This is a genomic window from Streptomyces sp. R41, assembly GCF_041053055.1.
GTDB lineage: Bacteria > Actinomycetota > Actinomycetes > Streptomycetales > Streptomycetaceae > Streptomyces.
In genome coordinates this window covers 1,852,202-1,865,269 of sequence record NZ_CP163443.1, presented here as the reverse complement: position 1 = coordinate 1,865,269, position 13,068 = coordinate 1,852,202, and the positions used below count along the sequence as shown (strand labels likewise).

The 13,068-nt window shown below is 70.1% G+C and carries 17 protein-coding genes and 1 pseudogene; 7 read left to right on the top strand and 11 right to left on the bottom strand.

Annotated features, from left to right (window positions below):
• The first annotated feature begins 64 nt into the window (after positions 1-64).
• On the top strand, positions 65-748 hold the full coding sequence (locus tag AB5J53_RS08895; RefSeq protein ID WP_369245074.1) for a uracil-DNA glycosylase: 684 nt from the start codon (positions 65-67) through the stop codon (positions 746-748).
• A 122-nt stretch (positions 749-870) separates the two neighbouring features.
• Complete coding sequence (locus tag AB5J53_RS08890; RefSeq protein ID WP_369245073.1) at positions 871-1,428, top strand: hypothetical protein; 558 nt, start codon at positions 871-873, stop codon at positions 1,426-1,428.
• Positions 1,429-1,534: 106 nt separating this feature from the next.
• Here the strand turns inward: AB5J53_RS08890 and AB5J53_RS08885 are convergent, their stop codons facing one another.
• Together AB5J53_RS08885 and AB5J53_RS08880 are read right to left on the bottom strand one after the other, a co-directional pair.
• Positions 1,535-1,996, bottom strand: a complete 462-nt coding sequence (locus AB5J53_RS08885) for a hypothetical protein (protein WP_369245072.1) — start codon at positions 1,994-1,996, stop codon at positions 1,535-1,537.
• A gap of 240 nt (positions 1,997-2,236) precedes the next feature.
• Positions 2,237-2,827, bottom strand: coding sequence for a TetR/AcrR family transcriptional regulator (locus AB5J53_RS08880; protein ID WP_369245071.1), 591 nt, complete (start codon positions 2,825-2,827; stop codon positions 2,237-2,239).
• Between the two features lie 156 nt (positions 2,828-2,983).
• Between AB5J53_RS08880 and AB5J53_RS08875 the strand changes: the two genes are divergently transcribed.
• Both AB5J53_RS08875 and AB5J53_RS08870 read left to right on the top strand, forming a co-directional pair.
• Positions 2,984-4,219: an FAD-dependent oxidoreductase gene (locus tag AB5J53_RS08875; protein ID WP_369245070.1), complete on the top strand. Its 1,236-nt coding sequence runs from the start codon at positions 2,984-2,986 to the stop codon at positions 4,217-4,219.
• A 102-nt stretch (positions 4,220-4,321) separates the two neighbouring features.
• Entirely contained in the window at positions 4,322-5,233 is a 912-nt protein-coding gene (locus AB5J53_RS08870) for a Gfo/Idh/MocA family protein (protein ID WP_369245069.1), read from the top strand.
• Here the strand turns inward: AB5J53_RS08870 and lnt are convergent.
• Together lnt and AB5J53_RS08860 are read right to left on the bottom strand one after the other, a co-directional pair.
• Positions 5,151-6,725, bottom strand: a complete 1,575-nt coding sequence (gene lnt / locus AB5J53_RS08865; protein WP_369245068.1) for an apolipoprotein N-acyltransferase — start codon at positions 6,723-6,725, stop codon at positions 5,151-5,153. The two genes, AB5J53_RS08870 and lnt, sit on opposite strands and share 83 nt — an antisense overlap.
• Positions 6,726-6,969: 244 nt before the next feature.
• Positions 6,970-7,455: a nuclear transport factor 2 family protein gene (locus AB5J53_RS08860; RefSeq protein ID WP_369245067.1), complete on the bottom strand. Its 486-nt coding sequence runs from the start codon at positions 7,453-7,455 to the stop codon at positions 6,970-6,972.
• A gap of 309 nt (positions 7,456-7,764) precedes the next feature.
• On the opposite strand from AB5J53_RS08860, the gene AB5J53_RS08855 reads away from it, so the two are divergent.
• Together AB5J53_RS08855 and phoU are read left to right on the top strand one after the other, a co-directional pair.
• Positions 7,765-7,893 carry a hypothetical protein gene (locus AB5J53_RS08855; RefSeq protein ID WP_369245066.1) on the top strand — a complete coding sequence of 43 codons (129 nt, stop codon included), beginning with the start codon at positions 7,765-7,767 and terminating at the stop codon, positions 7,891-7,893.
• A gap of 88 nt (positions 7,894-7,981) precedes the next feature.
• Complete coding sequence (gene phoU, locus AB5J53_RS08850) at positions 7,982-8,656, top strand: phosphate signaling complex protein PhoU (RefSeq protein WP_369245065.1); 675 nt, start codon at positions 7,982-7,984, stop codon at positions 8,654-8,656.
• A gap of 52 nt (positions 8,657-8,708) precedes the next feature.
• Here the strand turns inward: phoU and AB5J53_RS08845 are convergent, their stop codons facing one another.
• The 4 genes from AB5J53_RS08845 to AB5J53_RS08830 form a co-directional block, all read right to left on the bottom strand.
• The gene (locus AB5J53_RS08845) at positions 8,709-8,897 is read right to left on the bottom strand and encodes a bleomycin resistance protein (protein WP_369245064.1); all 189 of its coding nucleotides are present in this window, start codon (positions 8,895-8,897) and stop codon (positions 8,709-8,711) included.
• Positions 8,898-9,090: 193 nt separating this feature from the next.
• The gene (locus tag AB5J53_RS08840; RefSeq protein WP_369245063.1) at positions 9,091-9,243 is read right to left on the bottom strand and encodes a hypothetical protein; all 153 of its coding nucleotides are present in this window, start codon (positions 9,241-9,243) and stop codon (positions 9,091-9,093) included.
• A gap of 71 nt (positions 9,244-9,314) precedes the next feature.
• Entirely contained in the window at positions 9,315-10,139 is an 825-nt protein-coding gene (locus AB5J53_RS08835; protein ID WP_369245062.1) for a hypothetical protein, read from the bottom strand.
• Positions 10,140-10,420: 281 nt separating this feature from the next.
• Positions 10,421-11,167, bottom strand: coding sequence for a hypothetical protein (locus AB5J53_RS08830; RefSeq protein WP_369245061.1), 747 nt, complete (start codon positions 11,165-11,167; stop codon positions 10,421-10,423).
• 141 nt (positions 11,168-11,308) lie between these two features.
• Here AB5J53_RS08830 and AB5J53_RS08825 point away from each other — a divergent pair.
• Positions 11,309-11,442: pseudogene (locus tag AB5J53_RS08825) on the top strand (SDR family oxidoreductase); the annotation flags it as partial.
• Positions 11,443-11,676: 234 nt separating this feature from the next.
• Here the strand turns inward: AB5J53_RS08825 and AB5J53_RS08820 are convergent.
• From AB5J53_RS08820 to AB5J53_RS08810, 3 genes are all read right to left on the bottom strand, one after another.
• Positions 11,677-11,856, bottom strand: a complete 180-nt coding sequence (locus tag AB5J53_RS08820; RefSeq protein ID WP_369245060.1) for a hypothetical protein — start codon at positions 11,854-11,856, stop codon at positions 11,677-11,679.
• Between the two features lie 123 nt (positions 11,857-11,979).
• Positions 11,980-12,375, bottom strand: a complete 396-nt coding sequence (locus AB5J53_RS08815; RefSeq protein WP_369245059.1) for a DUF1877 domain-containing protein — start codon at positions 12,373-12,375, stop codon at positions 11,980-11,982.
• A 179-nt stretch (positions 12,376-12,554) separates the two neighbouring features.
• A complete protein-coding gene (locus AB5J53_RS08810; protein ID WP_369252122.1) occupies positions 12,555-12,890 on the bottom strand; it encodes a winged helix-turn-helix transcriptional regulator in 336 nt (111 codons plus the stop codon).
• Between the last annotated feature and the right edge of the window lie 178 nt (positions 12,891-13,068).

The following is a 13,068-nucleotide window of genomic DNA, read 5'->3' as shown; positions in this document are numbered from 1 at the left end:
GATTGTCAGTGGCCGACGGTAGGTTCTGTGGTCTGGAAGTGACCGCACATCGGAGGAAGTTGACGTGACCGATATCGCCATGCTGCCCGAGTCCTGGCGCGGCGTCCTGGGCGAGGAGCTGCAGCAGCCCTACTTCAAGGAACTCACCGAGTTCGTCGAGGAGGAGCGCGCGAAGGGTCCCGTCTACCCTCCGCGGGAGGAGGTCTTCGCCGCGCTCGACGCGACGCCGTACGAGCGGGTGAAGGTGCTCGTCCTCGGCCAGGACCCGTATCACGGCGAGGGCCAGGGGCACGGCCTGTGCTTCTCGGTCCGCCCGGGCGTGAAGACCCCGCCTTCGCTCCGCAACATCTACAAGGAGATGAAGGAGGAGCTGGGCACCTCGATCCCGGACAACGGCTATCTGATGCCGTGGGCCGAGCAGGGTGTGCTGCTGCTGAACGCGGTGCTGACCGTGCGCTCCGGCGAGGCCAACTCGCACAAGGGCAAGGGCTGGGAGAAGTTCACGGACGCGGTGATCCGCGCCGTGGCCGACCGGCCCGACCCGGCCGTCTTCGTGCTGTGGGGCAACTACGCGCAGAAGAAGCTCCCGCTGATCGACGAGGAGCGTCACGTGGTGGTGAAGGGGGCGCACCCCTCGCCGCTGTCCGCGAAGAAGTTCTTCGGTTCCCGTCCGTTCACGCAGATCAACGAGGCGGTGGCCCGGCAGGGCCACGACCCCATCGATTGGCAGATCCCGGACCTGGGCTGACACCGGAGCCGCTGGGCCGGACCGTCACCGGCCTGGCCCAGCGGTGCACGGGGGCGCCTGAGCGTGATTGTCGGTGCCTCGGGCTAGCGTCGTGAGGGACAGCGACGAGCCTGGAGGACGCGGTGGCGGAGCAACAGGAGCAGGCGGCGCCGGACGCCATGATGACCCGGATCGGGCAGGTCGTCATGCTGCACCACGGCGGTGATCGCGAGGAGGCACGGGGCCGCTTCCTGGACCTGTGGGCGGAGATCGGCGAGGACGGCGACGCCCTGCACCGCTGCACGCTGGCGCACTACATGGCCGACACGCAGGACGATCCCTCGGACGAACTCGCCTGGGACCTACGGGCATTGTCGGCGGCCGAGGAGCTCAGCGACGGGCGGGTCGCCGAGCACCACCAGTCGCTCGCGGTGCGCGCGTTCTACCCGTCGCTGCATCTGAACCTGGCCGCCGACTATGTGAAACTCGGCCGCTCCGAGGCCGCCCGGACCCATCTGCGCCGGGCCCGCGGCGCGGTCGGCGCCCTCGGGGACGACAGTTACGGGCACGGTGTCCGTGCCGCGATCGGCCGTCTGGAGCTGCGGCTCGACGGCGCCGGGCCATCGGGGGAGGACAGCGGACCCGACCGCCTCGGCGGGCCCGGAGGCGAGACGCTGGGGCCGCCGAGACAGCGGCCCTAGCGTGCGCGTCCCGGCTGCCTCCGATCCGTGGAGGAACCGGTCGCACGTCGGCACCCGTGGCGCGTCCTTGCGGCCACGCACCTGCTGATGAAGGGCGCCGCCCCCGTCATTGCCCGTATGCCCCCTTGCAGATGGTCGCCTCCGGGCTGTCCGCCTGCCAGCCCCCGTACTTCCTGCCCAGGGCACACACGTCCGTGTTCTGCGGCACATCGGGGGCTGCGGGCGGGACGGCGACGCGGGGCTCGGGCCGCCGTGGCTCGGGACGCGGGGCGGGACGGGGGCGGCGTGGGGGGATCGCCGGTGCCGCGGCAGGCGGCGCGGGAGCCGTACGGCGCGGTGTCGCCGCGCTCGGTGAGGGCTTGCGGGACGGCCCGACGAGCTCCAGCGCCTCCCGCGCCGGTGCCTGCACGATCTGCGGCTCGGCCTTGCCGTCCGGACGTGACGCGTCGGGCCGGGACGGCGCAGGTGGCCGGCCGGAGGCGGGCGATCGCTGGACGGTCACACAGCCGGCGAGGGCGGTGACAGCCACGGTGGCCAGGAGCGCTGCGGTCGTCGTCGTTCGATGCACCCGCTCAACTCTGCTGGGTCAGGCCTTCGTTGGGGAGCGGACAAGCGGAGGTTGCTCCACATGGGTGATCCTTCCGCTCCTGCGGTGGGTGTCGCCGTCAGCAGGATGACCCGGCACCGAGTGTCTCGACCTCCGCAGTCACCGTGGCGCGTGCCTCACCAACTCGCCGGCGCCGTGGTGCGTGCCTCACCTGCACGGACCGCTCATCGGCGTTCGTGACGGGTTCGGTCCGCTCCGTCGTCATGGCGTCAGCATCCCCCTCAACAGCTCTCGGAAGCTTTCCCGCAGTTCGTCGACGCTCGGCACGGAGTCGTGGAACGAACCGGCCACGCACGAGAACATCAGCCCGTCGCACCACGCGACCAGCGACAGGACATGCCGGGCGGGATCGCGTGACCCCGCCGCCGTGACCAGCGCGTTCAGCGGATCCCGGAAGCGCTGCCCCGCCGCGTCGAAGAACTCCCGCAACTCCGGCCGCCGGGTGGCCTCCAGGGCCAGCTCATAGCGGGCGACGAGCAGTTCGCGATGGCGCGTCAGATACCGGTGCAGGGCGAGCGCGAGCCCGTCGGCCAGCCCGTCGAGCCCGCCCCGTGGATCCGGCATCTCGTCGGGCGTCAGCACCTGTGCCTCGCGCTCCGCGAGCCTGCGTACGGCGGTCTCCAGCAGGGCGAGCCGGGTACGCGCCTGGTTCGAGGTCGAACCCTGGGGGAGTCCCGCCGCCTCGTCGACCGCGCGGTGGGTGAGACCACGCATACCGCGCTCGGCGAGCAGGTCGAGGGCGGTGTCGGCGATGAGTTCGGCGCGGGACGCACCGGCGCTGCGTACGGGCATGGGGTCAACCTACCCGTAGCACTACATGTGTAGTACGGTCGAGATGGCCGGTTACTACAGCTGTAGTGACCGAGGTGGGTTCGGACATGTGTGGCAGCCGGAGTGGGTTCGGTCGTCGCACGCCCACGGTGACCCCTTGGGGGACGAGGAGGAGTCATGGCACAACAGGCGGAGGCGCAGTCGCAGGTGCACGCCCCGGCACCCCGTGCCGTCGTCGTGGGAGGCGGCATCGGAGGTCTCACCTCGGCGGTGGCGCTGCACCGGCGCGGCTGGCGGGTCACCGTCCTGGAACGCTCCCCCTCGCTCGCCCCGGTCGGCGCCGGCATCTCCCTCGCCCCCAATGCCCTGCGCGCGCTCGACGTGATCGGGGTGGGCGACGAGATGCGGGAGCTCGCCGCCTGGCAGGGCGACGGCGGGATGCGCACCCCGGACGGCCGCTGGGTGTCCCGCACCAGCGCCGCCGCCCTCGCCGACCGCTTCGGCGGCCCGCTCGTGGTCCTGTACCGGGCCGCACTCATCGACCGGCTGGCCGCCCGCCTCCCCGAGGGCACCGTGCGCACGGCGGCCTCCGCGACCCTGGTCGACCCCGGCAACGGCACGCGCCCCGCCCTGGTCCGCACCCCGGACGGCCATCTGGAGGCCGAGCTGGTAGTCGGCGCCGACGGCATCCACTCCGTCCTACGGCAGGCGCTCTTCCCGCGGCACCCCGGGCCCGTCTACTCGGGCTTCACCACGTGGCGCATCGTCATCCCGGCACCGGAGCTGCGCTTCGCCGCACACGAGACCTGGGGCAGGGGCCGGATCTGGGGGACGCAACCGCTCAAGGACGGCAGGGTCTACGCGTACGGCGCGGCCTTGGCCCCCGCCGGGGAGCGAGCGGACGACGACGAGAAGCAGGAGCTCCTGCGCCGGTTCGGCGACTGGCACCAACCGATCCCTGCCGTGATCGACGCGGCCGGCCCCGCGGACGTACTGCGCCACGACGTCCACCACATCGCCGAGCCGCTGCCCGCCTTCCACGGCGGACGGGTCGCCCTGCTCGGCGACGCCGCGCACGCCATGCCGCCGACCCTCGGGCAGGGTGGCAACCAGGCCATCGAGGACGCGATCGTGCTCGCCCATCACGCGCGCCCGGAGGGGACGGACCTGGCCGCTTACACGGCGGACCGCAAGCCCCGTACGACCGCCATCGTACGGAAGGCCGTCCAGGTGGCCCGGCTCAACATGATGAGCAACCGCGCCGGCATCGCCGTACGCAACACCGTGATCGCCGCGGTGTCCAAGGCCGGACCCGCGTTGTTCCTGCGGAGCTTCGACGGCATCGCCGACTGGCGGCCGCCCGGGCAGCCGTATGCTTCCCCCGAGGTCAGGAACCCGCAACGCACCCTTTGAGGAGACCCCTGTGCTGTGTCTTCCCGGGGGACTCCCCCCGGACCCCCGGCAGAAGAGCAGGTCGGCCTCGGTCACCGGCGCACCATCGAGAGGCGGGCTGTTGTGAAAGTCGGCTGTATCGGACTCGGCGACATCGCGCAGAAGGCCTATCTGCCGGTGCTCGGCGTCCAGCCGGGGGTCGAGCTGCATCTGCAGACGCGGACGCCCGCGACGCTCGGACAGGTCGCCGACAGCCTTCACCTTCCCGAGACGCAGCGACACACCGACCTGTCGGAGCTCCTCGCGCAGGATCTCGACGCGGCGTTCGTGCACGCCGCCACCGTCGCGCATCCCGAGATCGTCACCCGCCTGCTGGAGGCGGGCGTACCGACGTACGTCGACAAGCCGCTCGCGTACGAACTCGCCGACTCCGAGCGGCTCGTGCGGCTCGCGGAGGAACGGAACGTCAGTCTCGCCGTCGGCTTCAACCGGCGTTACGCGCCCGCCTACGCGCAGTGCGCCGATCACCCGCGTGAGCTGATCCTGATGCAGAAGAACCGCATAGGTCTGCCCGAGGCGCCGCGCACGATGGTCCTCGACGACTTCATCCATGTCGTCGACACCCTGCGGTTCCTGGTGCCGGGGCCGGTCGACGACGTGACCGTGCGGGCCCGCGTCGAGAACGGGCTGATGCACCACATCGTGCTGCAACTGGCCGGGGACGGCTTCACGGCGCTCGGCGTGATGAACCGGCTCAGCGGCTCGAACGAGGAGATCCTCGAGGTCTCGGGCCAGGACACCAAGCGTCAGGTGGTCAACCTCGCCGAGGTGATCGACCACAAGGGGCAGCCGACCGTACGGCGGCGCGGGGACTGGGTGCCGGTGGCCCGGCAGCGCGGTATCGAGCAGGTGGCGATCGCCTTCCTCGACGCGGTGCGTGCGGGCAAGGTGCTCAGCGCGCGGGACGCGCTCGCGACTCATGAACTGTGCGAGCGGGTGGTACGTGCGGTTCAGGAGCGTGCCGCCGCGCTCTGAACGCGCGGGCGCCTTCCGTCGCGCACAGCGCCGCCAACACCAGCAGGGCCGCGTGCACCGGCCAGTCGCCGAACCTGACGTACGGCGTGACACCCCGGGCCAGCGGCACCTCGTACACCATCGTCGTGCTCGCGTCCGTGCCGAGCCAGGAGCCGATGCGCTCACCGCTCGGGCCGTAGACGGCGGAGACGCCGGTCAGTGTCGCGTGCACCATCGGGCGGCCGGTCTCGGCGGCCCGCAGCGCGGCGAGGGAGGCGTGCTGCTCGGGTGCCCAGCTCTTCTGAAAAGTCGATGTCGACGACTGCGCGAGGAGCACTCCGGCTCCGTCCTGGGCGAGATGGCGGCTCATGTCGGGGAAGGCCGTCTCGAAGCAGACCATGGGCCCGATGCGCAGCCCGTGCCCCACGTTCATCACCACCTGCTCGGAGCCGCGCCTGCGGTCCTCGCCCGCCGCCTTGCCCACCGAGGTCGCCCAGCCGAGCAGGGAGCGCGCGGGTATGTACTCGCCGAAGGGCACGAGCCGCATCTTGTCGTAGCGGTCGCCGGTCGGGCCCTGCGGTCCCACCAGGACCGAACTCTTGTAGATGCCGGGCCGGTCGGAGCGGCGCGCGTCGACGTTCACCAGGATGTCGGCGCCGGTGAGCCGGGAGAGCGCGGCGATCCGGTTGGCCAGGTCGGGGCGGCCGGCCAGATCGAAGCCGACGCTGCTCTCACCCCAGACGACCAGGTCGACGTTCTGCCCGGCGAGCGTACGGGTGAGCGCCTCCTCGCGCGCGAACCGCTTGGCCGGGCTGCCCATGCCTTCGACGATCCCGGGCTGTACGACGGCGATCCGGACCCGGCCGTCCACATCGGGGCGCGGCGACCACACCCACGCCGCCGAGGTCGCGGCGGCCGTCGCGAGCAGTCCTGCCAAGGCGGGCATACGGGACTCGCGCACCGCGACCAGTACGGCGACGGCGACATTGACCGCCACCACCAGGAAGCTGAGCAGCCACACCCCGCCGACCGAGGCCAGCCGCAGCGCGGGCTCCACCTGCCACTGGCTCGACCCGAGCAGGCCCCACGGGCCGCCCAAGCCCTGCCAGGACCGGGCCAGTTCGACCACCAGCCACCCCGACGGCAGCACGACGAGAGCGGCGCCGATCCGTCCCGCCGAGGGCACCCCGGAGAGGAACCGCCGGACGAGCCAGCCCCACGGGGCCCACAGCGCACCGAGCAGGGCCGCTATGACCACCGTGAACACATGCAGGCTGGGCAGCAGCCAGTGGTGCACGGCGAGCATGAAGCCCAGCCCGCCGAGCCAGCCGTCGTACGCGGCCCGCCTGCCGGTCGGGGCCGAGCGGGCCAGCAGGATCCAGGGAACGAGCGCGATGTACGCGAACCACCACCAGGACGGGGCGGGAAAGGCGAACACGGGCAGCGCGCCCGCCAGCGCGGCGATGATCCCGCGCCGCCAAGGAGAGGCGAGCCATTGGTCGGGCCTCTTCATGCAGCGCCTCCCTCCCCAGGTGCGTGCCTCCAGTGTGCGCGTCGGGGACGATCTCCGACAGGGGGCATCGGCGGGTCCGCTCTGGTGGTGAGTGTGGTCGGCAAGGGGGCCGCTCTGGTGGCAGGTGTCGTGGGCCGGGCCCGCATAGGTGGCGGGTGCCGTGGGGCAGGGGCCCGCTTTTGTGGCGGGTGCCGTGGGGCAGGGGCCCGCTTTTGTGGCGGGCGCCACGGGGCAGCGGGTCCGCTCAGGTGGCCGCCGGTTCCTGAAGTGTCTGCGGGGTGCGGCGCCACTTCTCCTGGACGGCCACGTGGCGCAGCCGCCAGCCGTCGACCGTACGCAGCAGCCCGAAGGCGTAGCGGCCGCCGCACACGAAGTCGGGCGCGGTGGATCCGCCGTCGTGTCCCGCGAACCGCATCGGATTGATGTAGTCCGCCTGGACCCGGGCCGTATCGCCCGTGTCCTGCTCGAGAATCCCGAACCGGACGCGCCGGTTGACGATCAAATGCTGGCGCATCGGGAACAGCTCCATGCTCTGGGCGAGCCATCCCGCCACCTGGTCGGCGTCCCCCTCGATGCCACCGGCCGAGCGATAGTCCGCGCGCCCGTCCGGCGCGAACAGCGCCCGGTACGCCTCCCAGTCGCCGTCGTCCACCGCCACCGCGTAGTCGGTGACAAGTCCATCCACGGCGAACCGGTCCATCACGGTCGCGAGCTCCACACGCTGCGTCATCGGCTCAGTGTTGGCCACGGAGCGTGCCACGCCAAGGGCCGTGCGGTGATATTCGGCGGCTGATATTCGGCGGCCTCGACGGGGTCGCCCGGTGGGCGCTGTCGCCCGTGAACGATCCGAGGTGTCGGGCGACCCTGGGCTCTGGCCGCCGACCCGTCGATGTGCCCCTCCACCACGCAGGGCTTGGCGGAAGCCGGTCGGGTTGCCGGTGGACTGCCGCGCGCTTGAATTGGTGCAGAGGCGCCCTGCGCCGATCGGTGTAGCGCTCCGGGCAAGCGGGCCGGGGGATGAAAGCGGAGGTGTTTTCGAATGCCCGACGGTGACGTGCTCATGAACGTCGTGAGCCTCGCGGACCAGTGGGGTACCCGCTACTGGGAGCAGGGAAAGACCGTCTGGGCCGAGCGGACGTCACAGGCACCGAAGGAGGCGCCGACTTGACGGGACCCGAGACGGCAGTTCCGGCGGGCCACATGAGGCTGACACTGGGCGGAGACTGGCTGCGGTAGGACTGAAGGGTGAGGACCCAATGCGGTCGGCTTATCACGAGGAGCTGGCGTCGATCAGTGACGGGCTGGTGGAGATGGCGCACCTGGTCGGTTCTGCCATGGGCCGGGCCACCAGCGCTCTGATGGATGCGGATCTGCGGCTCGCGGAGAGTGTGATCTCGGCCGATGAAAAGGTCGATGATCTGCAACGGGATTTGGAGAACCGGGCGATCGCGGTGCTGGCGCGGCAGCAACCGGTCGCCACGGATCTGCGCATCGTGGTCACCTCGCTGCGTATGAGCGCGGATCTGGAGCGCTGTGGTGATCTGGCCCAGCACGTGGCCAAACTGGCCCGGCTTCGCTATCCCGAACGTGCGGTCCCGCGCGATCTGCGGCGCACCATTTTGGAGATGGGCCAGCTTGCGCAGCGTCTGATGGCGCAGGCCGCCGAAGTGCTCATCACCCAGGACGTCGACGCCGCGCTGCGGCTGGAGAAGGACGACGACCGTATGGACGAGCTGCACCGCATGATCTTTGAGCACCTGATGGACGACCGGTGGCTGCACGGCGTGGAAACAGCCGTGGACGTCACGTTGGTCGGCCGGTATTACGAGCGTTTCGCCGACCATGCCGTCTCGGTGGCCCGCCGCGTGGTCTACCTGGTCACGGGCGAGCACGCGGACGAATTGGCCACGGATCCGCCCGCGCCGGCGTGATCACGCCTGCCCGGAGGCCCTCCACCGATGACGACGACGTCCTAGACGCCCTTCAACGCCGCAGTGCTTCCATGTGAAGCGCGGCGTCGTCGGCAGCCTCGTCGGGAGTCCGGCCGTGCTCACGGGCGACGATGTACGCGGCATACCAATCCGCCCAGTGGTGCTCGGGAGCTGTCGCCTCGTACGGGCCGTGGTGCTCCTCGGTCTCACGCAGAAGTTCTGTCAACGTGGGGACGTCCATGGTGAAACCTCCTTGGCCGTACGGGACCTTTCACCCTCCGGGTTGTCGCACCTGGACCTCTTGCGGCAGCCGTCCATTGCCGTCTGAGTCGCTGAACGAGGCGAATGCGGCGTAGCTGCGACACCCAGGAACGGTGCCATCCACCCGTTCTCGGTCGTCGGCGTCGTAGACGTGGTGAAAGACCTCGCTCACCTCAACACCCTTGCTGATCAGTTCGGCGCGGGCTCGGTTCGATGTCGAGGACCAGGTCGGCGACCGGGATGACGGTGACCACGGACTTCATATCCATGGTGGGCTCTTTGGCGGCGTCTGTCGCGCCGTCCTGCTGTGACTGCGGGGTGCTCATGTCGACGTCCCGTGGGATACCCGGCTATTGGGTTGTGACCTCTGACAGAGCCAGAAGGGTCTGTGAACGAGTCACTGGTCCGAGTCCTTGATCCGATGGTGAGAGACCTGTTCCCGTGCCGTGCGCCAGCGTGACCGTGTCTGCTCGACCAGGCTGTCCCACTGTCGCCGGACCTCATGGTCGGAAGGGCGGTGGCCCTGACGGATCCGGCTGAGCTCGTCTCGTACTTCTCGTCCCAGTGCCGCCGATGCGACGATGACGAGCATGGCTCCGAAGAGGGCCGAGATCATCGCGAAGACGGCGCCGACGACCCCGTACCGTGAGGCGGAGGAGTTGAAAAGACGCGGCAGGTAAATGGTTGCGCCCACCGAATAGGCTGCCGTCAGAACGGCCGCGGTGACGCCGAATGGGATCAGGTCGGGCCAGATGATCCGCTTCGCCGACAGGATCCAGCCGGTCCAGACGAGGAACACGGCGGTCACCGGTACCTTGCACACCGACGCCGCCAGGCCTGGCCCACCCCCGTCGAGAACCGCGGAGAGCCACCCGGTGACCACTGCGTAGCCACCGAGGGTGAGGATCCACCACAAGCCGTTGCGCGTGTTGCGCACGCTGAGGGGCTTGAGTTCCCATGTCTGTTCGAAGAGCCGCTGCGAGGCTCGCGCGAAGCTCAGCGCCGAGATCGTCAGGAACACGACCCCGAAGATGCCCACGGTCGCACTCGTGTTCTCGGCGGGGGAGAAGAGGGAGTTGACCGCCTCGGCGCCTGCTCCGGTGAGGCTGTAGCGCCTGATGATCCGCTCCGCGGCGTCGTAGTGCACGAAGGTGCTCAGGACCTCGCCGCTGAGGATCGCGAGGGGGATCAGTGCGGTCAGAGCGCTGGAGGCCAGGGCCATCGAGCGGTCGAAACCCGCGATCTTCTGAAACCGGTTGAGGACCCGCAATGCGAAGGCTGGACGCAGCCAGAACGTCAGCGTTCTGACGACGCGCTCGCGATTGATCCCCGCCGTCCTGCCCTCCGTGAAGATCGGAACCTGTGTGGCGGCGCGAGCCTAACGGACGTCAGTGGGGGTGATGGAGGGCGACACGCGTGCTTCGCCGAAAGGGCTGTGAACACTGCTTGACATGGGTCTCCCTGTCGTACGCCGCGAAGCTCCAGGCCAGTGCTCGACCGCGGTCACTTGGAAACCGTCAGCTTGCTGAGCTTGTTCAGTTGTGCCCTGATGATCGCTTCCGGTACGACGGCGGGATCCTTGCCCCTTGGCCCTGCGGGGAGGTTGAACTCGTAGAACATGGCGACCGTCGTCCCTTGCCGAACGGCCACCACCGCGAACGGAACCCGGATGGGCTCCTCGTCCTCGCTGTCCGCCGCGAGCTGTGTGAGCCGCAGGGATACGGATTCATCGCCGTAGCCGGGGTCGGGCTGGAGTTCGGCATCGCCGTAGCGGAAGTCCGCCCGGATGTCTTTGAAGGTCTCGCACCGCTTGGCGGCCGTGCGGAATGCGTCGATCACCCGCGCGGCATCCCCGGCGCTGTGTGACGACAGGATCATGGATGCCCCGGGGCCGTGCTGCTTCGAGGAAATCATCCGGCCGGTGCGTGCGGTGGCTGTGAAGCCGCTGCTTCCGCCCAGTGCCTGAACCACGGGCGTGCATTCGGCAGGATCCGCCGTTCTGTGAGACGCGGAGGGAGCAGCCAGGATCCGATTGACTTCGTAGCCGCCGAGATCCGTGTCCGTGATCGTCGCCCGCTCCAGGTCCGCCTTGCTCAACGGTTTGGCCTGTGCACCAGCCGTCCTGGTCTCTTCCGCCGCTGCGCCCTCCCGGGGGCCCTGCCCGGACCCGCATGCGGGGAGCGGAAAGAAGGTCATGAGCATGGCAACGGCCATGCCGACCCGTGATTGGCGAACCACTGTTTTCCCCACCCGTTTGATTGTTGAGCGCGAGCAGGTCCCCGCCGGCTCAGAAGCTTCGTCCGAGCCATCCGCCCCGGCTCAAGGCATTGAGCAGCAGGGTAGATCGTTTGCTTGGGAGGCGGGAGGGGTTTTGAGCCGGGCGGCCCGGGCCGCGCCGGGCGTGCCGCCGCCTCGGTTCCGCTCCGCCGCCTCGGCCAGGCCGAGGAAATCGCCGCCGCTATCACGTGGTTGATGTCGCCGACTCGTCGTACACGACGGAGGCTGTGCTTCGGGTGTCCGGGGGCGGTGACGGGGCGCCGCTCGGCGGCTGGCGGCCCAAGCGCGGGTGTGCCGGCCTCAACTGGCGGGCTGTCGGTGGGACGTGCCGGCTTCGGCCGGCCGACTTCCATGAAGACGCGCCGGCTTCGGCCGGCCGGCTGTCGTGGAGATGCATCGGCCTCAACTGCCCGGCTGCCGTGCAGATGCGCCGGCTTCGACCGGTCGGCGGTCAGGCCCGGTCGGCACTCACTCCGCGGCGCTCATGCCGCCTCGACGACCTCTCCCCGTATCGCTTCTGCCCACTTCACGACCAGCAGTTCGTACTCCGCCCGCTCCTGGGCGGACAGCGAGCCGCCCGCGCGCATCCACAGGGCGCGGATCTGCTCGTTTAACGCGGCAGCAGACCGCACGGAACCAGAGGGAGTGAAATCGGGGGACATGCGCACAAGCCTAGGGGCAAGGACTGACAGTGCGCTACCGGGCGGCTACTCATGCCGTATGTGCTTCGTCACGGCGGGCGGGCAATCCGACGCGCTGTCCACCGAGCACCGCGTCGGCCGGGCTCAGTCGATCCAGACGACCACGCACTGACCGCGCAGTTGTGCGCCGCGGAAGAAGGCGCACAGTGCGAGGAAGTGCTCGACCAGGTACGCCCGTACGTCGCCGCGAAACCCTTCGAAACCGACGACGGAGGCCGCGGCTTCCGCAGACTCCGGCAGGTCCGCGAGGACGTGGTCGATGTCCACGTCGACGAGGGCGCGGGTGATCTCGTCGACCGCGGCGGGAGCCAGCAGACCGGGCGGGTCGGTGATGCGGTCGTACACCTCGTCGTGGTCGAGGAAGCCGATGTCGCCTCCGGGGTCGCCGGACAACGCCCGCTCGAGCACATCGACCAGATGAGGATGGGCGGACGTCCTGCGGCAGTACCAAAGGAGGCCCCGCCCAACCTGGGGCGGCACCGGGCGAGTCCAGGGCCGACTCGCGACACTGCGCCAGGTACAGCGGACAGGCGCGGGCGAACTGCTGGGTCAAGGCCATGGAGGGGAGTATGGCCAGGCCGGAGGCCTGCTGTCGCTGGACTTTCGGGGGGCCGTCGAGGCGCCGTTCGTGCGCTGCTGTCCCGGTCCGGGCCCCGCGCTCACTCTCGCTCGGCCCAGGCGCGGGACCACTCCAGCAGGGGCCCCATCGCGGTCACCAAGTCCTCGCCGAGCGGGGTGAGATGCCAGGCCGACTGGGCTGTCGGCGCGGCGATGCCCGCCTCTCGGAGTTCCCTGAGGCGGGTGGACAGGACGCTGGAGGACATGTCGTCGCAGCGGCGCTGGAGGTCGCGGAAGCCGATCGGGGCGCCGCTGCGGTGGAGTTCCCAGATCACCCGCAGCGTCCAGCGTCGGCCGAGGAGGTCCAGGGCCGCCATGACGGGACGGCCGGTGGCCGAACCGCGCACCGGGCGGCCGGGGGTGGGGGTGCCCGCCATCGTGATGTCGGCGGTGGTGCGATCCGGTTCGGGTGTCGTGCCCAAGTGACTACCTGTCGGTAGGAGTTGCTGACGTCTGGGGGTAGCGGCTGACGTTTGGGCGGCAGCTGCAGATGCCTCGGTTGGAGTTGCCGACCGTCTCACCGGGAGTGGCCGACGCCTCGGCGGAAGTGCTCAT

What these genes read in the sequence shown, in the direction of transcription:
- AB5J53_RS08880 (WP_369245071.1), bottom strand. Translation starts at nt 2,827, where the DNA reads ATGCCCGTACGCAGCGCCGGTGCGTCCCGCGCCGAACTCATCGCCGAC.
- AB5J53_RS08875 (WP_369245070.1), top strand. Translation starts at nt 2,984, where the DNA reads ATGGCACAACAGGCGGAGGCGCAGTCGCAGGTGCACGCCCCGGCACCC.
- lnt (WP_369245068.1), bottom strand. Translation starts at nt 6,725, where the DNA reads ATGAAGAGGCCCGACCAATGGCTCGCCTCTCCTTGGCGGCGCGGGATC.
- AB5J53_RS08860 (WP_369245067.1), bottom strand. Translation starts at nt 7,455, where the DNA reads ATGACGCAGCGTGTGGAGCTCGCGACCGTGATGGACCGGTTCGCCGTG.
- AB5J53_RS08855 (WP_369245066.1), top strand. Translation starts at nt 7,765, where the DNA reads ATGCCCGACGGTGACGTGCTCATGAACGTCGTGAGCCTCGCGGACCAG.
- phoU (WP_369245065.1), top strand. Translation starts at nt 7,982, where the DNA reads ATGCGGTCGGCTTATCACGAGGAGCTGGCGTCGATCAGTGACGGGCTG.
- AB5J53_RS08845 (WP_369245064.1), bottom strand. Translation starts at nt 8,897, where the DNA reads ATGGACGTCCCCACGTTGACAGAACTTCTGCGTGAGACCGAGGAGCAC.
- AB5J53_RS08840 (WP_369245063.1), bottom strand. Translation starts at nt 9,243, where the DNA reads ATGAGCACCCCGCAGTCACAGCAGGACGGCGCGACAGACGCCGCCAAA.
- AB5J53_RS08835 (WP_369245062.1), bottom strand. Translation starts at nt 10,139, where the DNA reads ATGGCCCTGGCCTCCAGCGCTCTGACCGCACTGATCCCCCTCGCGATC.
- AB5J53_RS08820 (WP_369245060.1), bottom strand. Translation starts at nt 11,856, where the DNA reads ATGTCCCCCGATTTCACTCCCTCTGGTTCCGTGCGGTCTGCTGCCGCG.
- AB5J53_RS08810 (WP_369252122.1), bottom strand. Translation starts at nt 12,890, where the DNA reads ATGGCGGGCACCCCCACCCCCGGCCGCCCGGTGCGCGGTTCGGCCACC.